This window comes from Halopseudomonas aestusnigri (assembly GCF_002197985.1).
GTDB classification, from domain to species: Bacteria; Pseudomonadota; Gammaproteobacteria; order Pseudomonadales; family Pseudomonadaceae; genus Halopseudomonas; species Halopseudomonas aestusnigri.
Map to the genome: position 1 here is coordinate 326,403 of NZ_NBYK01000002.1, position 22,569 is coordinate 348,971.

The 22,569-nt window shown below is 58.8% G+C and carries 21 protein-coding genes; 16 read left to right on the forward strand and 5 right to left on the reverse strand.

The features are described from left to right. Nucleotides 1-36: 36 nt before the first annotated feature. Both B7O88_RS05575 and B7O88_RS05580 read left to right on the forward strand, forming a co-directional pair. Complete coding sequence (locus B7O88_RS05575; protein WP_088274217.1) at nucleotides 37-2,349, forward strand: multiheme c-type cytochrome; 2,313 nt, start codon at nucleotides 37-39, stop codon at nucleotides 2,347-2,349. Next, complete coding sequence (locus tag B7O88_RS05580; RefSeq protein WP_088274218.1) at nucleotides 2,346-2,828, forward strand: GNAT family N-acetyltransferase; 483 nt, start codon at nucleotides 2,346-2,348, stop codon at nucleotides 2,826-2,828. The genes B7O88_RS05575 and B7O88_RS05580 overlap by 4 nt, the downstream gene beginning before the upstream one ends. Nucleotides 2,829-2,831: 3 nt before the next feature. On the opposite strand, the gene B7O88_RS05585 is transcribed toward B7O88_RS05580, so the two are convergent. After that, nucleotides 2,832-3,263, reverse strand: coding sequence for a group II truncated hemoglobin (locus tag B7O88_RS05585; protein WP_088274219.1), 432 nt, complete (start codon nucleotides 3,261-3,263; stop codon nucleotides 2,832-2,834). Between the two features lie 581 nt (nucleotides 3,264-3,844). Here B7O88_RS05585 and cyoA point away from each other — a divergent pair. Genes cyoA through cyoE form a run of 5 tightly spaced genes read left to right on the forward strand, consistent with a single transcriptional unit; the run spans nucleotide 3,845 to nucleotide 8,652 of the window. Then, a complete protein-coding gene (gene cyoA, locus B7O88_RS05590) occupies nucleotides 3,845-4,798 on the forward strand; it encodes a ubiquinol oxidase subunit II (RefSeq protein ID WP_088274220.1) in 954 nt (317 codons plus the stop codon). Next, nucleotides 4,798-6,810, forward strand: coding sequence for a cytochrome o ubiquinol oxidase subunit I (cyoB, locus tag B7O88_RS05595; protein WP_088274221.1), 2,013 nt, complete (start codon nucleotides 4,798-4,800; stop codon nucleotides 6,808-6,810). Before cyoA ends, cyoB begins: the two co-directional genes overlap by 1 nt. Next, entirely contained in the window at nucleotides 6,810-7,427 is a 618-nt protein-coding gene (locus B7O88_RS05600; protein ID WP_088274222.1) for a cytochrome o ubiquinol oxidase subunit III, read from the forward strand. Before cyoB ends, B7O88_RS05600 begins: the two co-directional genes overlap by 1 nt. Continuing rightward, nucleotides 7,424-7,765, forward strand: coding sequence for a cytochrome o ubiquinol oxidase subunit IV (gene cyoD, locus B7O88_RS05605; protein ID WP_459562086.1), 342 nt, complete (start codon nucleotides 7,424-7,426; stop codon nucleotides 7,763-7,765). The genes B7O88_RS05600 and cyoD overlap by 4 nt, the downstream gene beginning before the upstream one ends. After that, on the forward strand, nucleotides 7,762-8,652 hold the full coding sequence (gene cyoE, locus B7O88_RS05610) for a heme o synthase (protein WP_088274224.1): 891 nt from the start codon (nucleotides 7,762-7,764) through the stop codon (nucleotides 8,650-8,652). The genes cyoD and cyoE overlap by 4 nt, the downstream gene beginning before the upstream one ends. A 42-nt stretch (nucleotides 8,653-8,694) precedes the next feature. On the opposite strand, the gene B7O88_RS05615 is transcribed toward cyoE, so the two are convergent. Further along, complete coding sequence (locus tag B7O88_RS05615; protein ID WP_088274225.1) at nucleotides 8,695-9,666, reverse strand: alpha/beta fold hydrolase; 972 nt, start codon at nucleotides 9,664-9,666, stop codon at nucleotides 8,695-8,697. A 183-nt stretch (nucleotides 9,667-9,849) separates the two neighbouring features. Here B7O88_RS05615 and zigA point away from each other — a divergent pair, with 183 nt between their 5' ends. Next, nucleotides 9,850-11,064, forward strand: coding sequence for a zinc metallochaperone GTPase ZigA (gene zigA, locus B7O88_RS05620; RefSeq protein WP_088274226.1), 1,215 nt, complete (start codon nucleotides 9,850-9,852; stop codon nucleotides 11,062-11,064). On the opposite strand, the gene B7O88_RS05625 is transcribed toward zigA, so the two are convergent. Next, nucleotides 11,032-11,523: a multidrug/biocide efflux PACE transporter gene (locus B7O88_RS05625; RefSeq protein ID WP_235005743.1), complete on the reverse strand. Its 492-nt coding sequence runs from the start codon at nucleotides 11,521-11,523 to the stop codon at nucleotides 11,032-11,034. The two genes, zigA and B7O88_RS05625, sit on opposite strands and share 33 nt — an antisense overlap. Before the next feature lie 52 nt (nucleotides 11,524-11,575). Between B7O88_RS05625 and B7O88_RS05630 the strand changes: the two genes are divergently transcribed. Both B7O88_RS05630 and B7O88_RS05635 read left to right on the forward strand, forming a co-directional pair. Continuing rightward, nucleotides 11,576-12,454 (forward strand): LysR family transcriptional regulator, encoded by an 879-nt coding sequence (locus B7O88_RS05630; RefSeq protein WP_088274228.1) that lies wholly within the window; start codon nucleotides 11,576-11,578, stop codon nucleotides 12,452-12,454. Nucleotides 12,455-12,512: 58 nt separating this feature from the next. Further along, nucleotides 12,513-13,271, forward strand: coding sequence for a type 2 periplasmic-binding domain-containing protein (locus tag B7O88_RS05635; RefSeq protein ID WP_088274229.1), 759 nt, complete (start codon nucleotides 12,513-12,515; stop codon nucleotides 13,269-13,271). A 169-nt stretch (nucleotides 13,272-13,440) separates the two neighbouring features. Here B7O88_RS05635 and B7O88_RS05640 read toward each other — a convergent pair whose 3' ends face one another. Beyond that, nucleotides 13,441-15,294, reverse strand: a complete 1,854-nt coding sequence (locus tag B7O88_RS05640; protein ID WP_160003146.1) for a putative bifunctional diguanylate cyclase/phosphodiesterase — start codon at nucleotides 15,292-15,294, stop codon at nucleotides 13,441-13,443. A gap of 370 nt (nucleotides 15,295-15,664) precedes the next feature. Between B7O88_RS05640 and B7O88_RS05645 the strand changes: the two genes are divergently transcribed. From B7O88_RS05645 to B7O88_RS05670, 6 genes are all read left to right on the forward strand, one after another. Then, nucleotides 15,665-18,235, forward strand: coding sequence for a hybrid sensor histidine kinase/response regulator (locus tag B7O88_RS05645; RefSeq protein ID WP_088274231.1), 2,571 nt, complete (start codon nucleotides 15,665-15,667; stop codon nucleotides 18,233-18,235). Nucleotides 18,236-18,372: 137 nt separating this feature from the next. Then, complete coding sequence (locus tag B7O88_RS05650) at nucleotides 18,373-19,038, forward strand: Bax inhibitor-1/YccA family protein (protein ID WP_088274338.1); 666 nt, start codon at nucleotides 18,373-18,375, stop codon at nucleotides 19,036-19,038. Between the two features lie 69 nt (nucleotides 19,039-19,107). Then, the gene (gene tusD / locus B7O88_RS05655; protein ID WP_088274232.1) at nucleotides 19,108-19,497 is read left to right on the forward strand and encodes a sulfurtransferase complex subunit TusD; all 390 of its coding nucleotides are present in this window, start codon (nucleotides 19,108-19,110) and stop codon (nucleotides 19,495-19,497) included. Then, the gene (gene tusC / locus B7O88_RS05660) at nucleotides 19,487-19,852 is read left to right on the forward strand and encodes a sulfurtransferase complex subunit TusC (RefSeq protein WP_235005738.1); all 366 of its coding nucleotides are present in this window, start codon (nucleotides 19,487-19,489) and stop codon (nucleotides 19,850-19,852) included. Before tusD ends, tusC begins: the two co-directional genes overlap by 11 nt. Then, nucleotides 19,849-20,160 (forward strand): sulfurtransferase complex subunit TusB, encoded by a 312-nt coding sequence (gene tusB / locus B7O88_RS05665; protein ID WP_088274233.1) that lies wholly within the window; start codon nucleotides 19,849-19,851, stop codon nucleotides 20,158-20,160. The genes tusC and tusB overlap by 4 nt, the downstream gene beginning before the upstream one ends. After that, entirely contained in the window at nucleotides 20,157-20,495 is a 339-nt protein-coding gene (locus tag B7O88_RS05670) for a TusE/DsrC/DsvC family sulfur relay protein (RefSeq protein WP_200818410.1), read from the forward strand. Before tusB ends, B7O88_RS05670 begins: the two co-directional genes overlap by 4 nt. A 22-nt stretch (nucleotides 20,496-20,517) precedes the next feature. On the opposite strand, the gene B7O88_RS05675 is transcribed toward B7O88_RS05670, so the two are convergent. Next, nucleotides 20,518-22,479, reverse strand: coding sequence for a CASTOR/POLLUX-related putative ion channel (locus tag B7O88_RS05675; RefSeq protein WP_088274234.1), 1,962 nt, complete (start codon nucleotides 22,477-22,479; stop codon nucleotides 20,518-20,520). Nucleotides 22,480-22,569: the final 90 nt, after the last annotated feature.

A 22,569-nucleotide genomic window follows, 5' to 3' on the forward strand; every position in this document is an offset into this window, starting at 1 on the left:
CAAGACGCATTGTTGCAATAAGGATGTTGCCAGACGATGGACAGTAACAAGACTCAATCTGCCCGACACCTTGCCCCTGAACCGCCGCTGTGGCGCCTGCTGCTTCCGCTGGTTCTTGTGCTCTCTGCCGTCGCTGTCTGGTGGTTTGCCACCGCCGATGCAGAGTTCGAGTTGTCCGCGCCAGCGCTCATGGCCGAGCAGAAAAATGCGCTCCCCGCTCGCGTCGAGACTGCCGGGAGTCGGCACTATGCTGGCCGTCAGAACTGTATTGCCTGTCATGCCGAGCAGAGCGCCGAGTTTGTCGGGTCGCACCATGATCAGGCCATGCAGGAAGCAAATGCCGACACTGTGCTTGGCGATTTCAATAACGCCAGCTTCAGCTACGGCGGCATAACCAGTATCTTCTTCCAGCGTGACGGCCAGTTTCTGGTCAATACACTCGGTCCGGATGGCCGCCAGCAGGTCTATGTTGCCGAGTACACCTTTGGGGTCTATCCGCTGCAGCAGTATCTGCTGGCGATGCCGGGCGGCCGTTATCAGGCGTTCAGTGTTGCCTGGGATGCACGGCCGGCTGGGGAGGGCGGCCAGCGCTGGTTTCAGCTCAACCCCGATGTCAATGGCGATGATCCGATCAACGCGCTGCACTGGAGTGGGCGTCAGTTCAACTGGAACCTGATGTGCGCCGAATGCCACTCGACCAATCTGGAACGCAACTTCAATGCCGCAACCAACCGTTATGACACCCGCTGGGCCGAGATCGACGTATCCTGCGAGGCGTGCCACGGACCGGCTTCAGACCACCTGAAGTGGGCCGCTGCTCCTGACGCTAATCCAGATATGGCCGCGACCCTTGGGCTTGCGGTGCGCTTTGATGAGCGTGAAGGTGTGACCTGGCAGCACAACGACAACGGCACGCCCGGCCGCAGCAAGCCGCGCGACAGCGAGAGAGAAATTCAAGCCTGCGCTGCCTGCCACTCCCGCCGTGCGCAACTGTTTGATGACCCGCAGGATGCCGGTTTGCTGGTAGAAAATTATCTGCTCGCAACCCTTGATCAGGGGCTGTATCACCCGGACGGTCAGATTCAGGATGAGGTGTTTGTGCATGGCTCGTTCCTGCAGAGCAAAATGTATCAGGCCGGGGTGACCTGCAGTGACTGCCACAACCCGCACTCGCTGGAACTCAAGGTTCCCGGCGATGGTGTCTGCGTGCAGTGTCACCATGCCGACCAATACCAGACGCCGAAACACCACTTTCACAGCAGCGTTCAGGGCAGCGCCTGCGTGGATTGCCATATGCCGACCACCACTTACATGGAGGTGGATCCTCGGCGCGATCATAGCTTGCGTATTCCGCGTCCTGATCTGAGCGTCAGCCTCGGTGTGCCCAACGCCTGCAATCAGTGTCACAGCGACGAAACACCTGAATGGGCGGCAGAGCATGTCGAACAATGGTACGGTCACGTGCCGCAGGGCGCGCAGCAGTATGCGCACACTCTGGCAGCGGGCCGAGCGGGATCGGTTGGCGCCCGGCAGGATTTGCTGAAGCTGTTGGCCGACGAAGACCAGCCAGCGATCGCCCGCGCCACTGCCGCCAGCCTGCTGCAGGCCTGGCCCGGGCCGGAGGTGGCCCAATCGCTGTTTGTTGCCCTGCGTGCGAAGGACCCGGTGATTCGCCTGGGCGCGCTGGAGGCGATTGGCAGTTACCCGCCGGTCACCCGCTGGCAGCTTGCCAGCCCGCTACTGGATGCGCCTGAACGCGTGGTCAGGCTGCAGGCGGCCGCGCAGTTGCTGGATATTCCGCCAGAGCAGATGCAGGCTGATGACATTGAAAAGTTGCGCCAGGCGCAGCAGCAATACCTGCAAGCGCAACAGGCCAACGCCGATGACCCTTCGGCACAGTTGAACATCGGCCTGTACTATCAGGCGCGTAACCAGCTTGCGCTGGCGGAAGATGCCTACGCGCGGGCCTTAGAGCTTGATCCCTATTTCATCGGTGCCTACATCAATCTGGCCGATCTGTATCGCGCGTCGATGCGCGACCCTATGGCCGAAACACTGCTTAACAAAGGGTTGGAAGCGTTGCCGGAGGCTGCCCCGTTGCACTTCAGCCTGGGGCTGCTCAAGGTACGCAGCAAGGATATGGCCGACGCCCTGATCGAGTTGCGCCGCGCAGTTGTGTTCGACCCGCAGAATGCCCACTATCGATACGTGCTGGCCGTCGCGCTCGACAGTGCCGATCAGCGCGACGCTGCCCTGGTGCTAATTGCCGAAGGGCTTGATTTGACCCCGGCCAACCAAACCCTGTTGACACTGCAGCAACAGCTTCAGAACAAGGATGCAACGCAATGACCTTGGAAGTGATCGTCGGCGATCTTGGCGACGAAGTACATGCTACGGCGTTGAAGTCGTTGCTCGCTGAATATGCGCTTGACCCTATGGGTGGCGCTGCGGCGCTTGCCCCTGAGTTGCTCGAATCACTACCGGGCAAGCTGTCCTCACGGACGGACTACCTGTTTGTGCTCGCGGTTGCCGACGGCCAGTATGTTGGCCTGGTCAACTGCTTCGAGGGGTTTTCCACGTTCAAGGGCAAGCCGCTCATCAATATCCACGACGTGATTGTGTCACGCCGTTGGCGAGGGCAGGGCATTGCTAGGCAGATGCTGACTCAGGTCGAGGACATTGCCCGCCAGCGAGGTTGCTGCAAGCTCACCCTTGAAGTGCTGGAGGGCAACAAGGCGGCACAGCGTTCCTACCGGGGTTTTGGCTTTGAGGGTTATCAGTTGGTGCCGGAAATGGGCCGGGCAATGTTCTGGGAAAAGCCCCTCTAGCGGCTATTGCTGCGCCTGACGCATCGCCTGACTGGCCTGCACCACCCGGTTGGCCGGCACGCGCAGTTGCTCCAGCAGATAGCTGGCAAATGCGGGAGAGTAGGGCTGCTTTGCTATCGCCCGCGCCATGCACTCCAGCCACTGGTCACGCAGCTCCGGGCCTACATCCCATTTGGCGTGAAAGGCGGGAATGCTGATGCCGCCATACTGCTGCTGAAACAGTCGCGGGCCGCCCAGCCAGCCTGACAGAAATGCGCTCAACTTGGCCCGAGCCGATGCCAGGTCAGGCGCGTGCAGAGCGCGCAGTTCCTGTGCCCCCTCCCAGCTGTCCATCTCCTGGTAGAAATCATCGACCAGCCGACGTATGCCGTCGATTTCGCCTGCGGCCTGATAGGAAGCATCTGCTGTGCCATAAGCTGGCGTGGATTGAGTCATGTTGAGCACCTCGCGTTAATGCCGTGATGGTACGCCTTCGACACATTTTCTCCAGCAACCGTGCTGCGGCCTGTCGCCGCACGCCACTCACTGCGCTTACCTGTCTTCCAGCGCGGCACATTGCCGCACCCCTGCAACAGCTGTTGCGGGGACCTCGCTTGAGGCTTAAACCCCGCGCCATGCGTGACTTGCGAGCATTTCTCATTTGTCTTCAGCGAATGCTTTAGTCGCAATTATGAAGTGCTGCATTGACCTGAGTCACTACTTGTTACAATTGCGCAGCTTCCGGAAATACTTTGTAATACTTTCCGCAACAGGTTCCAGGCGTCGCTCTGGTTCCCCACGGAAGGCGCCGCTCCCGCGGCCAGTTTGGCGATTGATGCTGTACGCCGTCTCAGTCTGCACAAAGACATTACGCTGACCCATAAAAACCAGCCGGCAGCACCTGACACGCTCATGCGGGAGCGCCACGGGGGCTGTTGTGCGGGCTATTGGTCGGCTGGTGGGTGCACATCACTGGGGCCTGTTGCACCTCGTTCCCTGTCGGGCGCGAGGGCCTGTTCAACGACTAAGGCTGCAACATGAACCCGAAGCAGATAACTTCACTCCTGAAACGGCTCGCCTGGCTGCCGCTGCTGATGCTCAGTGGCTGCAAGATGGTGCTGCTGGACCCGAAAGGGCAGGTCGGCGTCGACGAAAAGTCGCTGATCATCACCGCCACACTGCTGATGCTGATCGTGGTTATTCCGGTCATCGTGATGACCCTGGTGTTCGCCTGGAAGTACCGCGCAAGCAACACCAAGGCGACCTATAGACCCAACTGGTCCCATTCCACCGCGATTGAACTGGTGGTCTGGATCATTCCCTGTGTGATCGTCGCCATCCTCGGCACCATCACCTGGAAGACCACCCACGAACTGGACCCGTACCGCCCGCTGGACTCGGACGTAAAGCCGATCGAAGTGCAGGTGGTGTCGCTGGACTGGAAATGGCTGTTCATCTACCCGGAACAGGGCATCGCCACCGTCAACGAACTGGCCTTCCCGGTCGACACGCCCGTCAACTTCAAGATCACCTCCCAGTCGGCGATGAACTCGTTCTTCATTCCGGCGCTGGGTAGCCAGATCTACTCGATGGCCGGCATGCAGACCAAGCTGCACCTGATCGCCAACCATGAAGGCAGTTACGACGGGTTCTCCGCCAACCTCAGTGGCGAAGGCTTCTCCGACATGAAGTTCCAGGCCATCGCTACCGATGAGCAGGGCTTTAACGACTGGGTCAGTCAGGTCAAGGCCAACAGCGAGACGCTGGATCTGGACAGCTATCCGGCGCTGGCAGCGCCGAGCAAGGCCGATCCGGTCCGCTACTACGGCAGCGTCAGCCCGATCCTGTACGACACCATCCTCATGCAATACCACAACGGCGGTAAGCACGCGGCCGGCCACGAAGACCACGCTGGTCATGCAGGCCATGAGGCCCATGAAGGCGCCGAAATGGCTGGCATGCCCATGAATGCAGCCGAGGAGACCCACTGATGTTTGGCAAGCTGACACTCGAGGCCGTGCCGTTCCACGAGCCCATTATCATGATTACCCTGGCGGTCGTTGCGATTGCCGGTCTGGGGATCTTTGGCGCCATCACCTACTACCGCAAGTGGGGCTACCTGTGGACCGAGTGGCTGACTTCGGTCGACCACAAGAAAATCGGTGTGATGTACATCCTGGTTGCCCTGATCATGCTGCTGCGCGGTTTTGCCGACGCCATCATGATGCGCGGCCAGCTGGCAATTGCCGAAGGCGCTTCGCAGGGCTACCTGCCGCCGGAGCACTACGACCAGATCTTCACCGCGCACGGTGTGATCATGATCATCTTCATGGCCATGCCGTTCATGGTCGGTCTGATGAACATCGCGGTGCCGCTGCAGATTGGCGCCCGTGACGTTGCCTTCCCGTTCCTCAATTCGCTCAGCTTCTGGCTGTTCGTGGCCGGCGCGATTCTGGTCAACGTGTCACTGGGGGTAGGGGAGTTCGCCCGCACCGGTTGGGTTGCCTATCCGCCGCTGGCCGAACTGGGATACAGCCCGGGCGTGGGGGTTGACTATTACATCTGGGCGCTGCAGTTATCGGGGCTAGGGACGCTGCTGACCGGCGTAAACTTCCTGGTGACCGTATTCAAGATGCGCGCGCCTGGCATGACGCTGATGAAAATGCCGGTCTTCACCTGGACCTGCACCTTCACCAACATCCTGATCATTGCGTCCTTCCCGATTCTGACCGCCACTCTGGCGCTGCTGAGTCTGGACCGCTATCTGGACATGCATTTTTTCACCAACGAGCTTGGCGGCAACGCCATGATGTACATCAACCTGTTCTGGGCCTGGGGTCACCCCGAGGTGTACATCCTCATCCTGCCGGCGTTCGGTATCTTCTCTGAGGTGATTTCGACCTTCTCCGGCAAGAAACTGTTCGGCTACACCTCGATGATCTGGGCCAGCGGAGCGATCACCGTACTGGGCTTCGTGGTCTGGCTGCACCACTTCTTCACCATGGGCTCGGGTGCCAACGTCAACGCCTTCTTCGGTGTTGCCACCATGGTCATTTCCGTGCCGACCGGGGTGAAGCTGTTCAACTGGCTGTTCACCATGTTCCGCGGCCGCGTGCAGTTCACTACCCCGGTGCTGTGGACCCTGGGCTTTATGGTGACCTTCACGGTAGGCGGCATGACGGGCGTTCTGCTGGCCGTACCGGGTGCGGACTACGTGCTGCACAACAGCCTGTTTTTGATCGCTCACTTCCACAACACCATCATCGGTGGTGCGGTATTCGGTTATCTGGCCGGCTTTACCTTCTGGTTCCCGAAGGCTTTCGGCTTCAAGCTGGATGAGCGTCTGGGCAAGGGGGCCTTCTGGTGCTGGATTACCGGCTTCTTCGTGGCCTTTATGCCGCTCTACATCCTCGGCTTCATGGGTATGACCCGTCGCCTGAATCATTACGACAATCCGATGTGGCAGCCGTACCTGATCGTTGCCTTCTTCGGTGCCGGCCTGATTCTGTGCGGCATTCTGTTCCAACTGGCACAGCTGGTGGTCAGTCTGCGCAACCGTGAATCGCTGCGTGACGTGACCGGTGACCCGTGGGGTGGTCGCACCCTGGAGTGGTCCACCAGCTCGCCGCCGCCGTTCTACAACTTCGCGGTTACCCCGACCGTGCGTGCACTGGATGCCTTCCAGGACATGAAAGAGCGTGGCGAAGCCTACCTGCGCCCTGATCATTACGCGCCGATTCACATGCCGAAGAACACCTCGGCTGGCGTGATCATCGGTCTGCTGGGCGCGGTATTCGGTTTCGCGCTGGTCTGGCACATCTGGTGGCTGGGGGCCGTGAGCTTCATCGGCATGATCGCGACCTTCATCGCGCGCAGCTACAACGAGGACGTCGACTACTACGTGCAGCCCGACGAAATCGAGCGCGTCGAGAACCGGCATCACGCCAACTTTGCGGCGCCGCGTTCGGTGCTAAACACTCAACCCGTTGCGGAGCAGATCTGATGTCGAGCACTGTAATGCACTCAAACCACGCCGTGGCACATGACGACCACGCACACCACGACACCGGCGGCAACACCGTATTCGGCTTCTGGCTGTACCTGATGACCGACTGCATCCTGTTCGCCAGCGTGTTCGCCACCTATGCCGTGCTGGTCAATCACACAGCCGGTGGCCCCAGCGGCAAGGACATCTTCGAGCTGCCCTACGTGCTGGGTGAAACCGCACTGCTGCTGGTCAGCAGCTGCACCTACGGCTTTGCCATGATCGCAGCGCACCGCGGCTTCAAAGGGCAGACGCTAGCCTGGCTGGCGGCGACCTTTGTGCTGGGCGCGGGGTTTATCGGGATGGAACTCAACGAATTCCACCACCTGATTGCCGAAGGCTTTGGCCCAGACAAAAGCGCGTTCCTGTCGTCCTTCTTCACCCTGGTCGGCATGCACGGTCTGCACGTGACCGCCGGTCTGGTGTGGATGATCGTCATGATGCTGCAGGTCAGCCGGCGCGGTCTGACCGATCGTAACAACACACGCCTGATGTGCCTGAGCCTGTTCTGGCACTTCCTGGACATCGTCTGGATCTGCGTGTTCACCATTGTCTATCTGATGGGGACTATCTGATGAGTCATGCGCATTCCGACGCCGGTGCCGGCCACGGCAGTTACGGCTCTTACGCTATCGGTTTCATCCTGTCGGTGATCCTCACTGCCATCCCGTTCGCGATGGTGATGAGTGGGCAGTTCAGCCAGAGCGTCAACCTGATCGGCATGCTGGTCATGGGCGTTGTGCAGATCGTGGTGCATCTGGTGTGCTTCCTGCACATGAACACCTCGTCCGAGGGTCGCTGGAATCTGGTGGCCTTCCTGTTCACCGTGCTGATCATCGTCATGCTGGTGGGGCTGGCCATCTGGATCATGGTCAACGCCGACATGCTGATGATGCCCTGGATGTTCCAGTGAAACTCAAACGCTACCTGCTGGTCACCAAGCCCGGCATCATCTTTGGCAACCTGATTGCGGTGGCGGGGGGATACTTCCTCGCTGCCCAGGGGCAGATCGATCTTGCTCTGCTGCTGGCCACCGTGATCGGGCTGTCGCTGGTGGTTGCCAGCGGCTGTGTGATGAACAACTGCATCGACCGCGACATTGATCGGCATATGCAGCGCACGCGGGGCAGGGTGCTGGTCACCGGTCAGATCTCGCTGCCGGCGGCGCTGGCGCACGGTGTGGTGCTGGGCCTGGCCGGTTTCGGTCTGCTGTGGTGGTACACCACACCGGTGGCCACGGCGCTGGCGGCGTTCGGCTTCTTTATCTATGTTGGCGTCTACAGCCTCTGGATGAAGCGCCGTTCGGTCTACGGCACGCTGGTTGGCAGCCTGTCAGGCGCCATGCCGCCGGTGGTGGGCTACTGCGCCGTGACTGGACAGTTCGATACCGGCGCCGCACTGTTGCTGCTGATCTTCTGTCTGTGGCAGATGCCGCACTCGTACGCGATTGCGATCTTCCGCTTTGATGACTACAGCGCAGCCGGCATTCCGGTACTGCCGGTCAAAGAGGGCATTCGGGTCACCAAGCAGCATATCGTCTGGTACATCCTCGCCTTTGCGGCGGCAGCACTGATGCTGACGCTGTCCGGGTTTGCCGGCTACGGGTATCTGGTCATCGCGCTGCTGGTCAGCATCTGGTGGCTGGTGATTGCGCTGTCCGGTTACCGCGAAGAGGTGGATGATCGGTTGTGGGCACGCAAGCTGTTCGGCTTCTCGATCATCGCCATCACCGCGCTGAGTCTGATGATGTCGATCGACTTTCGGGTCTTGCCATCGCCAACGCTGTTTGCCGGTCTTTGATTGAATGCGCCTGAGCTTAATGCTCAGGCGCATTTCCCCGCCTTAAGGCTGCTGGAGAAAGCGCAGCATCGCCTCATTTACAGCCTCGGGCGCCTCGTTCTGAAGCCAATGGCCAATCTTCGGCAGCATGACGATGTCGAGGTGCGGAACGCGTGGCGCCATCATGTCACGCAGTGCATCTGCGCCCATGCCTTGAATCACCATATCTGCAGTACCGGTAATAAACAGCACCGGGCAGGTGATTTTACTCTCGCGCAGTGGCAGCAGGCGGCGCCAGTTCTCGTCCAGATTGCGGTAGTAGTTGATACCGCCGGCGAATCCGCTGTGCCGATAGGCATTCAGATAGTAAGCGAGCATCTCGTCGGTGAGCCAGGCAGGTTGCTCCTTCGGTACACCCAGGCGGCTAATCCAGCCGCCGCCTTCGGAAAGCGACTTGCCCAGCAGAGGAGGGTGGCGCGGCGTATCCGGGGAGCAGTAAAGCGCGCGCAAAATGCCTTCCGGATCAGCGTCAAACTCGGCTTCGGCAACGCCCGGTTCCTGAAAGTAGATCTGATAAAAGAACTGATCTTTGAAATAGCTGCGCAGAAACTCGATTGGCGGAACATCGGCAACCGGGCGCAGCGGGACGCTCATGATGATCAGCCTTTCGACGCATTCCGGATGCAACTGCACAAACTGCCAGCTGTTGATCGCGCCCCAGTCGTGGCCGATCAACAATATCGGCGCGTCCGGGCTGTAGTGCGCGACCAGCGCCTGCATAAAGCCGGCAATGCGGGTGACGTTGTAATCATCAATTTGCGCCAGCGCCTCGGTTTCGCCGAAGCCGGGCATGTCAGGGGCGACCGCCGTATAGCCCGCATTAGCCAGCGCCACCATCTGCTGCCGCCAGGAATACCAGCACTCAGGCCAGCCGTGAATAAACAGTGCAACCGGGCCGGCTCCCACCCTTGCCATGCGGGTGCTCAGTCCGCTTATCTGTTGTTGTTCGAAGCGGATATCGTCCAGGCAGTACATTGTTCTTCCTTATATAGGGCAGGGCGTGCAGCTTGAATACCTCCTAACCTGCCAGACAATCAAGCAAGACCGCCATGTTACATACCGACGTATTCAACGCTTTGATGCCCAGGCCGACTGGTGCGTGACTTTTCTGGATTAAATGTTATGTTATAACCAATTTTGAAATCCGAGATTAACGCCATGCCTGAAAACCTACCTGTCACTGTCCTGTCCGGCTTCCTGGGCGCTGGAAAAAGTACGTTGCTTAACGCCATTCTTAAAAACCGTGACGGACTGCGCGTTGCCGTTATCGTCAACGACATGAGTGAAATCAATATCGACGCCAGCGAGGTCCAGCGGGATGTCACCCTGAATCGGGCGGAGGAACGGCTGGTTGAGATGAGCAACGGCTGCATCTGCTGCACCCTGCGTGAGGACCTGCTGGAGGAAGTCGGCCGGTTGGCGAAAGAGGGGCGATATGACTACCTGCTGATCGAGTCCACCGGCATATCCGAGCCGCTGCCGGTCGCAGAGACCTTTACCTTCAGGGATGGGGAGGGCACTGCTCTGGCTGATATGGCCCGACTCGATACAATGGTTACGGTCGTCGATGGGGTCAACTTCCTGAACGACTATGAACAGTCCGCCAGTCTCGCCAGCCGCGGCGAAACCCTGGGTGAGGACGACGAGCGTTCGATTACCGACCTGCTGGTGGAGCAGGTCGAGTTCGCCGATGTCATCCTGATCAGCAAGAGTGATCTGATCAGTCGAGACGCGCTCGCCGAGCTGACGTCCATCCTGCGCAACCTCAATCGACACGCGAAAATCCTGCCAATGGTGATGGGTAACGTCCCGCTGCGCGAGGTACTCAATACCGGCCTGTTCAATTTCGAGCGGGCTGCCGAAGCGCCGGGTTGGCTGCAGGAACTGCGCGGCGAGCACATTCCGGAAACGGAGGAATACGGTATTGGCTCTACCGTGTACCGAGCGAACCGCCCGTTTCATCCGCAACGTTTTTACAGCTTCATCAGCCGCTCGTGGCGCAACGGCAGGCTGCTGCGCTCCAAGGGGCTGTTCTGGCTGGCCAGCAAGTGGACTCTGGCGGGCAGCTGGTCCCAGGCGGGCAGCTTGATGCGGCATGGGCTGGCGGGGCGCTGGTGGCGGTTTGTTGATCGCGAACACTGGCCGACCGATCCTGACATGCTCAAGGAGATCATGCAGCAATGGCGGCCAGAAAGTGGCGACTGCCGGCAGGAGCTGGTGTTCATTGGTCAAGGCCTGGACGCCGGCCAGTTGCGGCAGGATCTGGACAGTTGCCTGTTGTCCGATGCTGAAATGCAGCTAGAGCCGGCATATTGGGCGGCCCTTGGCGACCCATTTGGCTCATGGATTGCTGAGGCGCCCGAGCCGGCCTGACAATACCCGCGCTCTGGCCCGGTCGTACAGCCAGTTGAACACCAGGGTGTACGGCAGAAACAGCAGAATGAGGCCAATATCAAGCAGCAAGGCCTCCAATAGCCTGACCTGCAGCCAAAGTGCGATGACCGGGACCATCACCACTACCAGGCCGCATTCAAACAGGCCGGCATGAAGGAGCCTAACCCTCAGGGTTCGGCGCCAGCCGCGCTGGCGCTCGATGCGTTGAAACGCGGCGGTAAATACCATATTCCACAACATCGCGATGCATGAAAGCGTCAGCGTCAACGCGCCGGCTTGGTGCAGCGGCTTGCCCGTTACCCAGGTGATCAGCGGTGCAAACACTATGACTGCAATCAGCTCAAAGAGTCCTGCGTGGAGCATGCGCTCGCGCAGAGACATTCCGGCATCGGCAACATTCACGGTCATGAAAACTCTCCGGTTATTCGACAGATGCATTCTCATAGGTTTAACCTGATGGACGAAATTAGAATCCATCGGTAAATCCGATATGAAGTTATCTCCTGAATCACTCGAAGCCTTCGCTCACGCTGCCAGCCTTGGCAGTTTCAGTGCCGCAGCGCGCCAATTGGGCAAAAGCCAGTCAACTGTCAGCGAAGCGATTTCACGGCTGGAGATTGATCTGGGGCTGACCCTGTTTGACAGATCCGGAAAGTCGCCCGTCCTGTCCGCTGCAGGGCAGGCTTTACTGGGCAGGGTAGAGGAGGTGCTGTCGGCGTCTGACCGACTGCAGCGTACTGCCAGTGCGCTGGCCGGCGGGCTGGAGTCACGGCTGACTCTGGTACTGTCCGATGCCTATCAGTCAGAGCATTTCAAGAGTCGGATCATGCAGCTGGCCGAACGCTTTCCCGAGCTGGAGTTTGAATGCATATTTGCCGAAAATGCCGACATTATCAGCCTCATAAGCAGTGGCCGTGCCACGTTGGGACTGTTGCCGGTTGAAGGCCAGCTCCTGCCGGAAATAGGCCGCGCGCCGGTCGCCGAACGGGCCGAGTTCGCCGTTTATGCAAGCCCCGGGCACCCGCTGGTGCAGCAGGGGGAAATTGAATCGAGCCAGCTCGCGCAGTGGCGACACCTTGGATTGAATACCTTGAGCGGATCTGCGCAGGGGCAGGAGTGGCAGCCAGTCAGCCAGATTCGCAGCTGGTCTGCCCCCAACTATCTTATTTTGCTGGATCTTGCGGTTATGGGGTTTGGCTGGGCGGTACTGCCACGGTGGCTCGTTGATGCCTATGCCGCCGACAAGCTGGTCGAGTTGACGCTGCCAGACTGGCCACGATTCCAGGCGCTGGAGGTTGTCTGGTCTCGCAAGCGACCCTTGGGGCCTGCCGGGAACTGGTTGCGAGACGCGTTGGCCAGCCATCCTTGATATCGCATCTGCTGCTATGCTGCAGATATTGGTAAGCGGCTGATATTGGAGCTATCGCTTGAACCTGCGCACCTGGCTTTATATTCCGCTGTTTCTGGCAGTCATGGCCTCATCACCGGCGCTCGCCGCAGGTGAGCACGCGTCGGCGCAACGCACGCTTAAAATCACCGCACTTGATTGGGAGCCTTATACCGGGTCCTCTATGGTCCATGGCGGTAATGCCATCCAGCATCTGCGAACCATTCTCGGCCAGTGCAACATTGACCTGCAGGTCGAGTTTTATCCCTGGCGGCGCGCCCAGCAGATCGCGCATCAGCCAGGCTATCTCGGTTTTTTCCCTGCCTGGCCGATAGAGGTGGGAGATGGCTTCGTTTCCTCAGGCGAGGTAACGCCATCACATCTGGCGCTGATGGAGATGGCCGATAGCGATGTCCAGGTTGCCGAGATTGACGAGGCTTTTGCCAGCCACCGTATCGGTATTGTTAAAAGCTACATCTATCCGGAGCGATTTCAATCATTACTGCAGCGTTTTCCTGACAGCATTGACCGTGGTGCCAGCAGTGAGCTGTCATTACTGAAGATGTTGAGCATGGGGCGATTTCATTTGGCTGTGTCGGATCCGACAGTGATGGAGTATCTGGCTATCAGACATGGAATAGGCGATGTGCGGGTTGCCAGGATGCTATTCGAAGAGCCTCTGGTCATTGCGATGCGCGATGAGCCCGACAACCAGGAGAATATCGCGCTAGTCAGAAGGCTGCTGCAAGCTCAAACTGCAACGCCGCCAGAGGGCGATCTGTGTTTGGTTGCCAGGTAAGTCGGTCGCGGAATGAGTCGAGCACAGTGGTGCAGGCGGCGGGGCATTCTGACCAGAGCTTCCATTACGTGTTAATCGTAATACGCTATTTAACATAATATATATTATGCGAAGCGATGGCTGCGGGCGCTACCAGTGCTGCCAGCGTCGAATCCTCCAGGCGTCCAACCTAGGCAATGCTGCTGTGAGCCTTGGCAAATTCGAGAAACCGGTCTGCTTCCACGGGTCTTGAAAATAGATAGCCCTGCGCATGATCACAACCCAGCGACGTGAGGATGCGTTGCACCAGTTGATGCTCAATCCCCTCGGCAGTTACTTCCAGCTTGAGGCTGTGCGCCATCTGGATCACTGCTGTAACGATGGCGCGGTTTTGTTCGTTGCTGCCAATTTGACTGACAAAGGATTTGTCGATCTTGAGCCGGTCGACCTGAAAGCGCTGCAGATACGACAGATTCGAATATCCGGTGCCAAAGTCGTCAATGGCGAGCTTTACGCCCATCTGCTTGAGGCTGCGCAGCAGTTGCAGGAATTGATCCGACTTCTCCAGCAGCATGGATTCAGTCAGCTCCAGTTCCAGCATTGCTGCGCCCAGACCGGTGCTGGCCAGCGCGTCGGCCACAACCGTCTCAAGGTTGTTCCGCCGCAGCTGTACCGCCGACAGATTGACTGATACGCCCAGACCTTCAAGCCCCTCGGTCTGCCAGCGTACCGCTTCTCGACAGGCTTGGCCGAGTACCCACTCGCCGATCTCGACAATCAGCCCTGACTGTTCGGCAACGTCCATAAAACGGTCTGGCCCAAGCAGTCCATATTCAGGGTGGCGCCAGCGCAATAATGCCTCTGCACCAATCAGCCGGTCTCCGCGCAAGGCAATGATCGGCTGATAGAAAAGTTCGAGCTCATCCCGAGCGATGGCATGCCGCAGTGCTTGCTCGATATCCAGTCGGTCGTGATTGTCCGACGCCATATCTGCCTGATGCACGATGTGGGTGTTGCGCCCTGCTTTCTTGGCCTGAAACATTGCAACCTCGGACTTCCGTACCAGAGTGTCGACGTCCGTGCCGTCATCAGGAAATACCGCAATACCGACCGACAGCGAGGTAAACAGTTGCTTGGCGTTGACCTCGAAAGGCTGCGATATGACCGTCTGCATGCGCTGAGCTACACGGATTGCCGTTTGCAGGTCTTCGACATCTGCCAGGGCCATGACAAACTCGTCTGCGCCGTGCCGGCTGAGGGCATCGGCATCCCGCACTACCTGCCTGAGGCGCGAGGCTATTGCCTGTATCAGCTCGTCCCCCGCTGAGTGGCCAAGTGAGTCGTTGATGGTCTTGAAGTTGTCGATGTCCAGATAAAGCACCGCAATGCAGCCTTTACGCCGGCCGGCCATTTCGATCATCCGTGCAACGTGACTGTTGAACGATGCCCGGTTGCTCAGTCCGGTCAGGGCGTCGTGGCCTGCCAGATGGGTAAGCTTGGCCTGGGAACAGCGCAGCCGCTTTACCTCCGATTCCAGCGAGCGCTGCATACAGCGCATCTCTCTCATCAGCCAGACTATGGTGCCGGCTGACAGCAGCAGAATGCTGCTCACCACCATCCAGCGCTGGAGCCCCATCGGCAAGGGATGAAAAGAGTGATAACCGAGGGCTGCAGCTATGCTGATCACCGCCACGGTGATCAGCATTAGCGTCAGCAGGCCCCAGAACAGACGTTCTGATGTAATCAGGCCGGCAATAACAAGGATGGTCGGAAAGGCAATGAGCGCGCCACTGTAGAGGCCCTGGTTGGACCACATCGAGTATCCCAGCAGCGCGGTAAGCGACACCAGTGCGAAGGCTGCAGCGCAATCCGGGCCGGGTTTTGCGTTGAGTCTGAGGGTCAGCAGGATACCGCTCAAGATGACCGCCACCAGGGCTGCTGCGACGTATTCGCCAGTCAGCAGCGCGCGAGTTTCGACTGCAAGCAAAATCAGGATGACCAGATGTGATACCAGACGCAGTCGCCGGTGTTGGCGTTCACGCATACGCAGAGCGAATGTATCCCCTGCTCCTTCTGAGAATGCTGCCGTTTCCATGGTCAATTTTTCCGGTCTGCTGCCCTGGTTTGCATGTTTTTGCGCTGAGCGCGCGAACGCTAACGCGTCTCAAGCTTGCGCACAAGCCATTGCGCTGTAGGATTTTACGTTACCTGGTCGCCAACGCAGCTTCGAGTCTGTTGCGGCGCCAATAAATGGGCGTCAATTTATCATGCTTTGCAGATGGGCAGGTCGCTGAGTGAATATGCATGGACTGCTTTGATTGATCTGACGCTATGCACCTACAAAACCAACCCATTATGATTTGCCTCAAAATCTACCCAAACCGGCACCCTGTCGCCCTTTTCCGGATAGCCTGATGACTGAACTCGAGCAACAGCAAGCCCGTGCCGGTGTTTCAAACGCCGCTTTCAGTCGTCAGAATGCTCTATCTTGGCTAGTGCTCGGTATCGGTGTCCTGGCGACCCTGTTTATCTGGTCCTATCTGGTCGAGCGCGAGGAGCGTGCGGCACATCGCGAGTTCCTTCTGATAACGGACGACATCACGTCTGCCATACACAAGCGCATGATTGACCATGAGCAGATTCTGCTCGGAGGTGCCGGTCTGTTTGACGCAGCGGTCGAAGTCGATCGCGATAAGTGGCGAATACTGGTCGAGCGATTGCAGTTGGCGAATAATTACCCGGGCATTCTTGGGGTTGGCTTTACCCAGGTTGTGCGCGCTAATGTGCTGTCGCAATTTGAACGGCAAATCCGCGCAGAGGGCTTTCCCGACTTTCGCGTACATCCTGAGGGGGAGCGCTCGCTTTATACCTCGATTGTGTATCTTGAGCCTTTCGAAGGGCGCAATCTCGCAGCCTTTGGATACGACATGTATTCCGAACCTACCCGCCAGGCTGCCATGCAGGCTGCGGCCGAATCGGGGAAGTCCTGGGTAACTGGGCCGGTCAAACTGTTGCAGGAGACCCACGGCGTCATTCAGGCCGGGATTCTGATGTATGTGCCGGTCTATTATGGCGGCTTGCCGGTCTCGACCACCGAGGAGCGACTGGCAGCATTGAGGGGCTTTGTTTACAGCCCCTATCGTATGGGTGATCTGCTTGCCGGTATTCTCGGGTCGTTGACCCCGGGTGTCGGCTACCGGCTGCTCGACACTGCCCCCGGGCTAGACAACCCGACCCTGTTTTCCGATATCGACGATACGGTCACTTCTCCCGCTCTGACGCGTACCGTGCAGCTGAGCCTCTACGGGCGCGACTGGCAATTGGAGTTTGAGAGTACGCCCGAGTTTGATGATCGCTACAACAACAGTGGCTGGGTACCTTTTGCCGGGCTGGGCATCAGTCTGTTGCTGTTTCTGATGGCTACCCTCCTCGTCCTGCGTCGTGATCAGGCAGAACTGTTGGCTCACGCAATGACCCAGCAACTGCGCAGCAGCAATGCCGCGCTGCGTCAAAGCGAGGAGCGCCAGCGCCTTGTGCTCAAGGGTAGTAATGATGGCTGGTGGGATATCTATCTGAATGACATGCGCTTCATTGCGTCCCAGCGTGCCTGGGAAATGCTCGGCTACCCTCCTACCTCCGATTTTCAGTCGCTGCATCGCTGGCAGGCTCTGGTGGCTCCGGAAGAGCGGCACAAACTGATAAAGCTGTTGCGTGAGGCATTGCAGTCGGACCAATCGGCGTTCTCGATTGAAACTTCACTGAGTCATCAGGCTGGCCATCGAGTTCCGGTCTTGCTCCGTGGCGCGATCCAGAGAGATGAAAGCGGCTTGGCTGTACGCGCAAGTGGAACAATGCTGGACTTGACCGAGCAGAAGCGGGTTGAGCAGATGAAAAGCCAGTTCGTTTCCACCGTCAGTCACGAACTTCGTACCCCGCTTACCTCCATTTCTGGTGCGCTGGCGATCGTCAACAGCGGCTCGCTCGGTGAGGTGCCTGCGCCCATGCGCAAAATGCTGGAAATTGCAGAGACCAATAGCCAGCGCCTGAACCACCTGATCAACGACCTGCTTGATATGGAGAAGCTCGCTGCAGGCAAAATGAAGTTCGAGCTTCGCACTTGCAGTTTGAAAGAACTGATAGACGAGGCTCTTGCAGCCAATCAGGCCTATGCTCAAAGCCGTGGCGTAAATCTGGTGTCCCATGGCTGCCATGACGTTCTGGTTCGGGTCGACAGCATGAGATTGCACCAGGTGCTGAACAACTATCTGTCCAACGCCATCAAGTTCTCTCCGCAGGGTTCGCAGGTCGTGATCGATGTAGTAACCGATCAGGATACCGTGCGGGTAAGCGTTACCGATCAGGGTGAAGGCATTCCTGCCGAGTTCCGGGATCAGGTGTTTGCAAAGTTTGCCCAGGCTGATGGTTCAGACAAGCGCAAACAAGAAGGCACTGGCCTGGGGCTCGCCATCTCGCGAGAGTTGATGGCGCAAATGGATGGCTGCGTCGGTTTTGACTCTGAGCCACCGAACGGCGCCACGTTCTGGTTGAGCTTACCGATTGAAGCGCAGGCTGAGGTGCAGGCCGAGGCGACTGCCCAGGTGCAGACACCCAGCGTTCTGGTGGTTGATGATGACCCGATGATCGCAGACTTCATTGCACTGGTACTGCGAAAGGCCGGCTATCTGCCAACAACCAGTGTTACGTTGAAAGGCGCTCAACAGCAATTGCAGGAAACGCACTACGACGCGATGGTGACGGATTTACGCTTGCAGGACGGGCACGGCCTCAACCTGATTCGTGAGGTTCGGGCGCAGGCAGCGCTGGCACACATGCCGATTCTGGTTGTATCGGCCTACTGCGATGAGGGGCAGAGACTGATGCACGGTCAGGTTGACGAGTTGCTGGCCTGGCTCGACAAGCCGGTTGATGAAAAGAAACTGCTGAGCATGCTGGACGCCGTCATGAACCGCGCCCGGGCAAAGTGAGGGATACCGTTTGTGGCGGTTTTCACATGAATGGTAATAGTTGGACGCTTTCGGCGGCTTGATTTGCTGTGATCAAGCCGTATGATCAGGGTCTACCAACGGATTTTCGATTTCCGATACAGGAGCTGTACATGAACATGCAGGAACACAATACGACCCTTCAACATGCTGGCGTCAGCGAAGCGGAAGTCAGCAAGCTGTTCCGCAACACCTATTCGCTGCTGGCCCTGACGCTGGCGTTCAGCGCCGTGGTGGCCTTCGTGTCCATGAGCCTCAATTTGCCGTACCCCGGCATCATTGTGACTCTGGTCGGCTTCTACGGCCTGCTATTTCTGACTACCAAACTGCGTAACTCCGGTTGGGGACTGGTCAGCACCTTTGCCTTTACCGGTTTTCTTGGCTATACCCTTGGTCCGATTCTGAACGCCTATCTGTCGTTGCCCAATGGCGGTCAGCTGGTATCCATGGCACTGGGCATGACTGCGGTGGTCTTTTTTGGCCTGTCCGCCTACGCGATCCTCAGCCGCAAGGACTTCAGTTTCCTGTCAGGCTTCATCATGGCGGGCTGTATCGTTCTGATGTGCGCAGTGGTTGCCAGTTTCTTTATCCAGATCAGCGGTCTGCAACTGGCGATTTCCGCAGGGTTCGTCCTGTTCTCTTCGGCGGTCATTCTGTATCAGACCAGCGCTATCATTCATGGTGGTGAAGACAACTACATCATGGCGACCATTACCCTGTTCGTCTCGATTTACAACCTGTTCCTGAGTCTGCTGCAGTTGCTGGGTATCTTCAGCGACGACTGAATAAACCTGCTGCGTTATACTCAATGGCCCGCCTTCAAGGCGGGCCATTTTGTTTGTGAGCATGTAACCATGAAGTTTGCAATTGCCCTGCTGGCTGGTCCGCAGGATCCTGCCGCACGCAGTGCCCTGATGTTTGCCGAAGCTGTATTGGCCGGCGGCCACCAGATCAGCCGACTGTTTTTTTACCGTGACGCGGTGCACCTTGCTTCCACCCTGGGTGTGCAACCGCAGGACGAGTGCGATCTGGCGCGGCGCTGGAAGGCCTTTATCAACGACAATGGCCTCGATGCAGTCGTCTGCATCGCCGCCGCCCTGCGCCGAGGGATACTGGATGCCGCCGAGGCAGATCGCTGGGAGCGGCCAGTGGCGAACACCGGAGAGCCCTGGGTTCTTTCCGGGCTGGGGCAATGGGTCGATGCGCTGCAGACGGCAGACCGGGCGGTGACCTTTGGAACCTGATCTGAAAAGCCTGCTGGTCATCAGTCGCCAGCCGCCGACAGCCATCGCGGCCCGGGAAGCACTGGATTTGGCGCTTGCTGCTGCGGCTTTCGGCGTGCCGGTGAGCCTGTTGTTCATGGACGCCGGCGTTCTGCAGTTGCTGCCGGGGCAAGAGTCCACACTGATTGAGCAAAAGCCGGTTGCATCCAACCTTCAGGCTTTACCGATGTTCGGCGTGGAAGACCTGTTCGTGTGTCAGCATTCGCTTGCCGAGCGCGGCCTGCAGCCGGGTCGATTCATCATCAACTGCAAGGCCGTTGACAGCGCCGAGATCGCGACCTTGCTGGAGCATCACGACCAGGTGGTAGCCTTATGAGGTCAACACTTTTGCACCTGCTGCGTCACGCCCCCCAAGATGACACCCATTTTGCCACCAGCCTGCGAGTTATCGGGCCGGAGCAAGGGTTGCTGCTGATCGAGGATGCTGTCTATGCGCTGCTGCCTCGCACCAGCGCGGTTAACGCCATGCAATTGTTACCGGCCAGCATCAGGTTGTTTGCTCTGGAGTCCGACGTTCTGGCCCGCGGCCTGGCGATAGATGACCTGCCGCAGCGAGTGAGTCTGATCGACTATCCGGACATGGTCGAGCTATGCACCCGGTATGACAAGGTATTGAGCTGGTGACGCAGACTATCCATGCAGATGGCCGCGACATTGCGGTCGACAAGGAAGGCTTCCTGGTATCGCTGGACGACTGGTCCGAAGCCGTCGCACATGAACTGGCCCGGCGCGAAGGTATTGAACTGACCCCCGCGCATATGGAAGTCATCCTCCTGCTGCGCCGCTTTTACCAGACCTTTCAGCTCTCACCGGCGATGCGTGCGCTGGTCAAGTTTGTTGGCCAGGAACTGGGTAAGGACAAGGGCAACAGCATGTATTTGCTGACGCTGTTTCCGGGCAGTCCGGCGAAGCTGGGCAGCAAGATCGCCGGGCTGCCCAAACCGGAAAACTGTCTCTAGCTGTAAGGTGTTCAGCCGCCAGCTAGGCCGCTTCGGGCAAGGTGGTCAGAACCACCAACTGGTCTCCTTCGGCCAGCCGCAGAGGCTTGTCACGCTGCGGATTCAGCTGCAGCCGCCTGCCCTGCTCATCGGCCTTGAGGCGAAATACGCCCAGCGCAGTATCCCCGTGCAGTGCGACGATCGCCTCTAGGTCGGCGAAGGTGGTAACACTCTGCATCGGATAATGCCGCGGATCGAGGAACGCCAGCTCCGGACCGCCGGTGGTCAGCAACTCCTCGAACATCAGCCCGAGCTCACGGCGCTGTGCTATCTGTGCCATCAGGTGACTCAGAATCATGGGGCTGACGATAGTCTCGCCGCGCTTGCGCACGACCAGGCTTTCGTTGGCCGGGTCGCTCAACTCGAGCAGAATTTGCGGACGGATGGCACGCTGGCGCAGCAGCTCGTCGACAATCAGATAGCCGACCATGGCGCGGGCATCCGCTTCCTCTCCACTGTCCAGACGATCAGACGACACCAGGATGATGCTGTCGAAACGCTGCGTCATCAGCTGATCCAGCGCCCCTTCGACCATGTAATCCGCCTCTGTAAACTGGCAGTCGACACGGGCTGTCGCCGGGCTGTAGCTGCTGATCATGGCGGCCCGCTCGTCTGCCTTGACCACCGCAACGTTGTGCACATCGAAGCGATACTCGCGATATCCTGCAAGCTCGTGGATCAACGCAGGGACACGCCGGTTCCAGCCGAGCACCAGCAGTCTGCGCATGCCACCCGTGCTGACTGGACGTGACGGACCGGAGGCCGGGCGTTGCAACGGGCGCATGCTGACTTCGACCTGTTCGCCCTGTGGCGCAGCATGCTCGTAGGCGCGAGCCAGCATCACCAGCTTGTCTCCACTCCTGATCGTTTCTCCGGTCGGTGCATTCAGCCAGGTGCGCCAGCGCTCGCCATCCGGGCGCATGAGGCCGCACACGATGGCATCAGGCGTGCGGCTGCCTATGTTGGCCAGGGTCTGTCCGACGCAGTTATCGGTAGATCGTATGTAAAACTCGTTGCCTTCATGCACCGTCATCACTTCGCCAAACAACTCCGGCAGCCCGGGATGAATGATCGATTGAGCGAACAGGCGACTGACCAGAGCCTCGCTGGCGAGCACCTCCAGCGGGCCGGAGTAGGCGCGCTGCATGACCGCCATCTTGCGACTGTCATCAACCTCGGCAACGACGTAGGGGGGCGTTACTCCGCGCTGGTGGGCCTGCGCCTGCAAGGTTAGCAGTGCCTTGATAGCCTCCACATCGCTGCCGACCAGTGAGCCGGCGGTCTGATTGCGCCCGGGAATAAGGACGACCGCCGCTTGCAGGCAGGCGGCGCGATCCAGGTCTTCAGGCTGCAGGGCGGTGCCCGAGCGCAGAATAATGTTGCCCATGTGCTTGCGAATCAGCGGGACTGCGCGCAGCTCATGGACATGTTCTGCCGTAACGTCCTCTGCCAGAATGACCAGACGAAGGCGTTTTGTCAGGCGCGCCTTGAGCAGGCGCTGAATCCCACCATTAACGTCCAGGATCTCCTGTACGAGCGGGATGGTGCGGTTGGTCCAACCGAGGATGACAATGTGGCCGCTGACGGTGACTGGCGTGAGTCCCTGTTCAAGCTTCACCATCATCGCAATCAGCCAGCGCGTCATGATTGCCACCAGGGCACCGAGAAAGACAACATAACCGCTGAGCGTCAATACTGTGGAAACGATACGTCGCCAGGTGCCCTCGTCATCGCCGAGATAACCTGGATCCGTCAGCCGCAGAAATGCCCACCAGACCGAGTCAGCGAGACTGGCCTCCCCGCCGGTTGGCCAGACCAGCCAGCCGCCAATCAGGGAGATAAGCGCAATGAAGGCAGCGACCACCAGCAACTGATAGTGCGCGCCCTTGATGAACTGGCGTTCGACCAGATAACGCAGGCGGTCAACAAAGGAAAATGGCAACATGCGGTGAAGATCTCGCGGCGGCTTGTTCTTAACGGTGCGGGCAAATCCTGCTAGATTGCTTCATTGGACGTCTGGACAGGTACTCTGTTC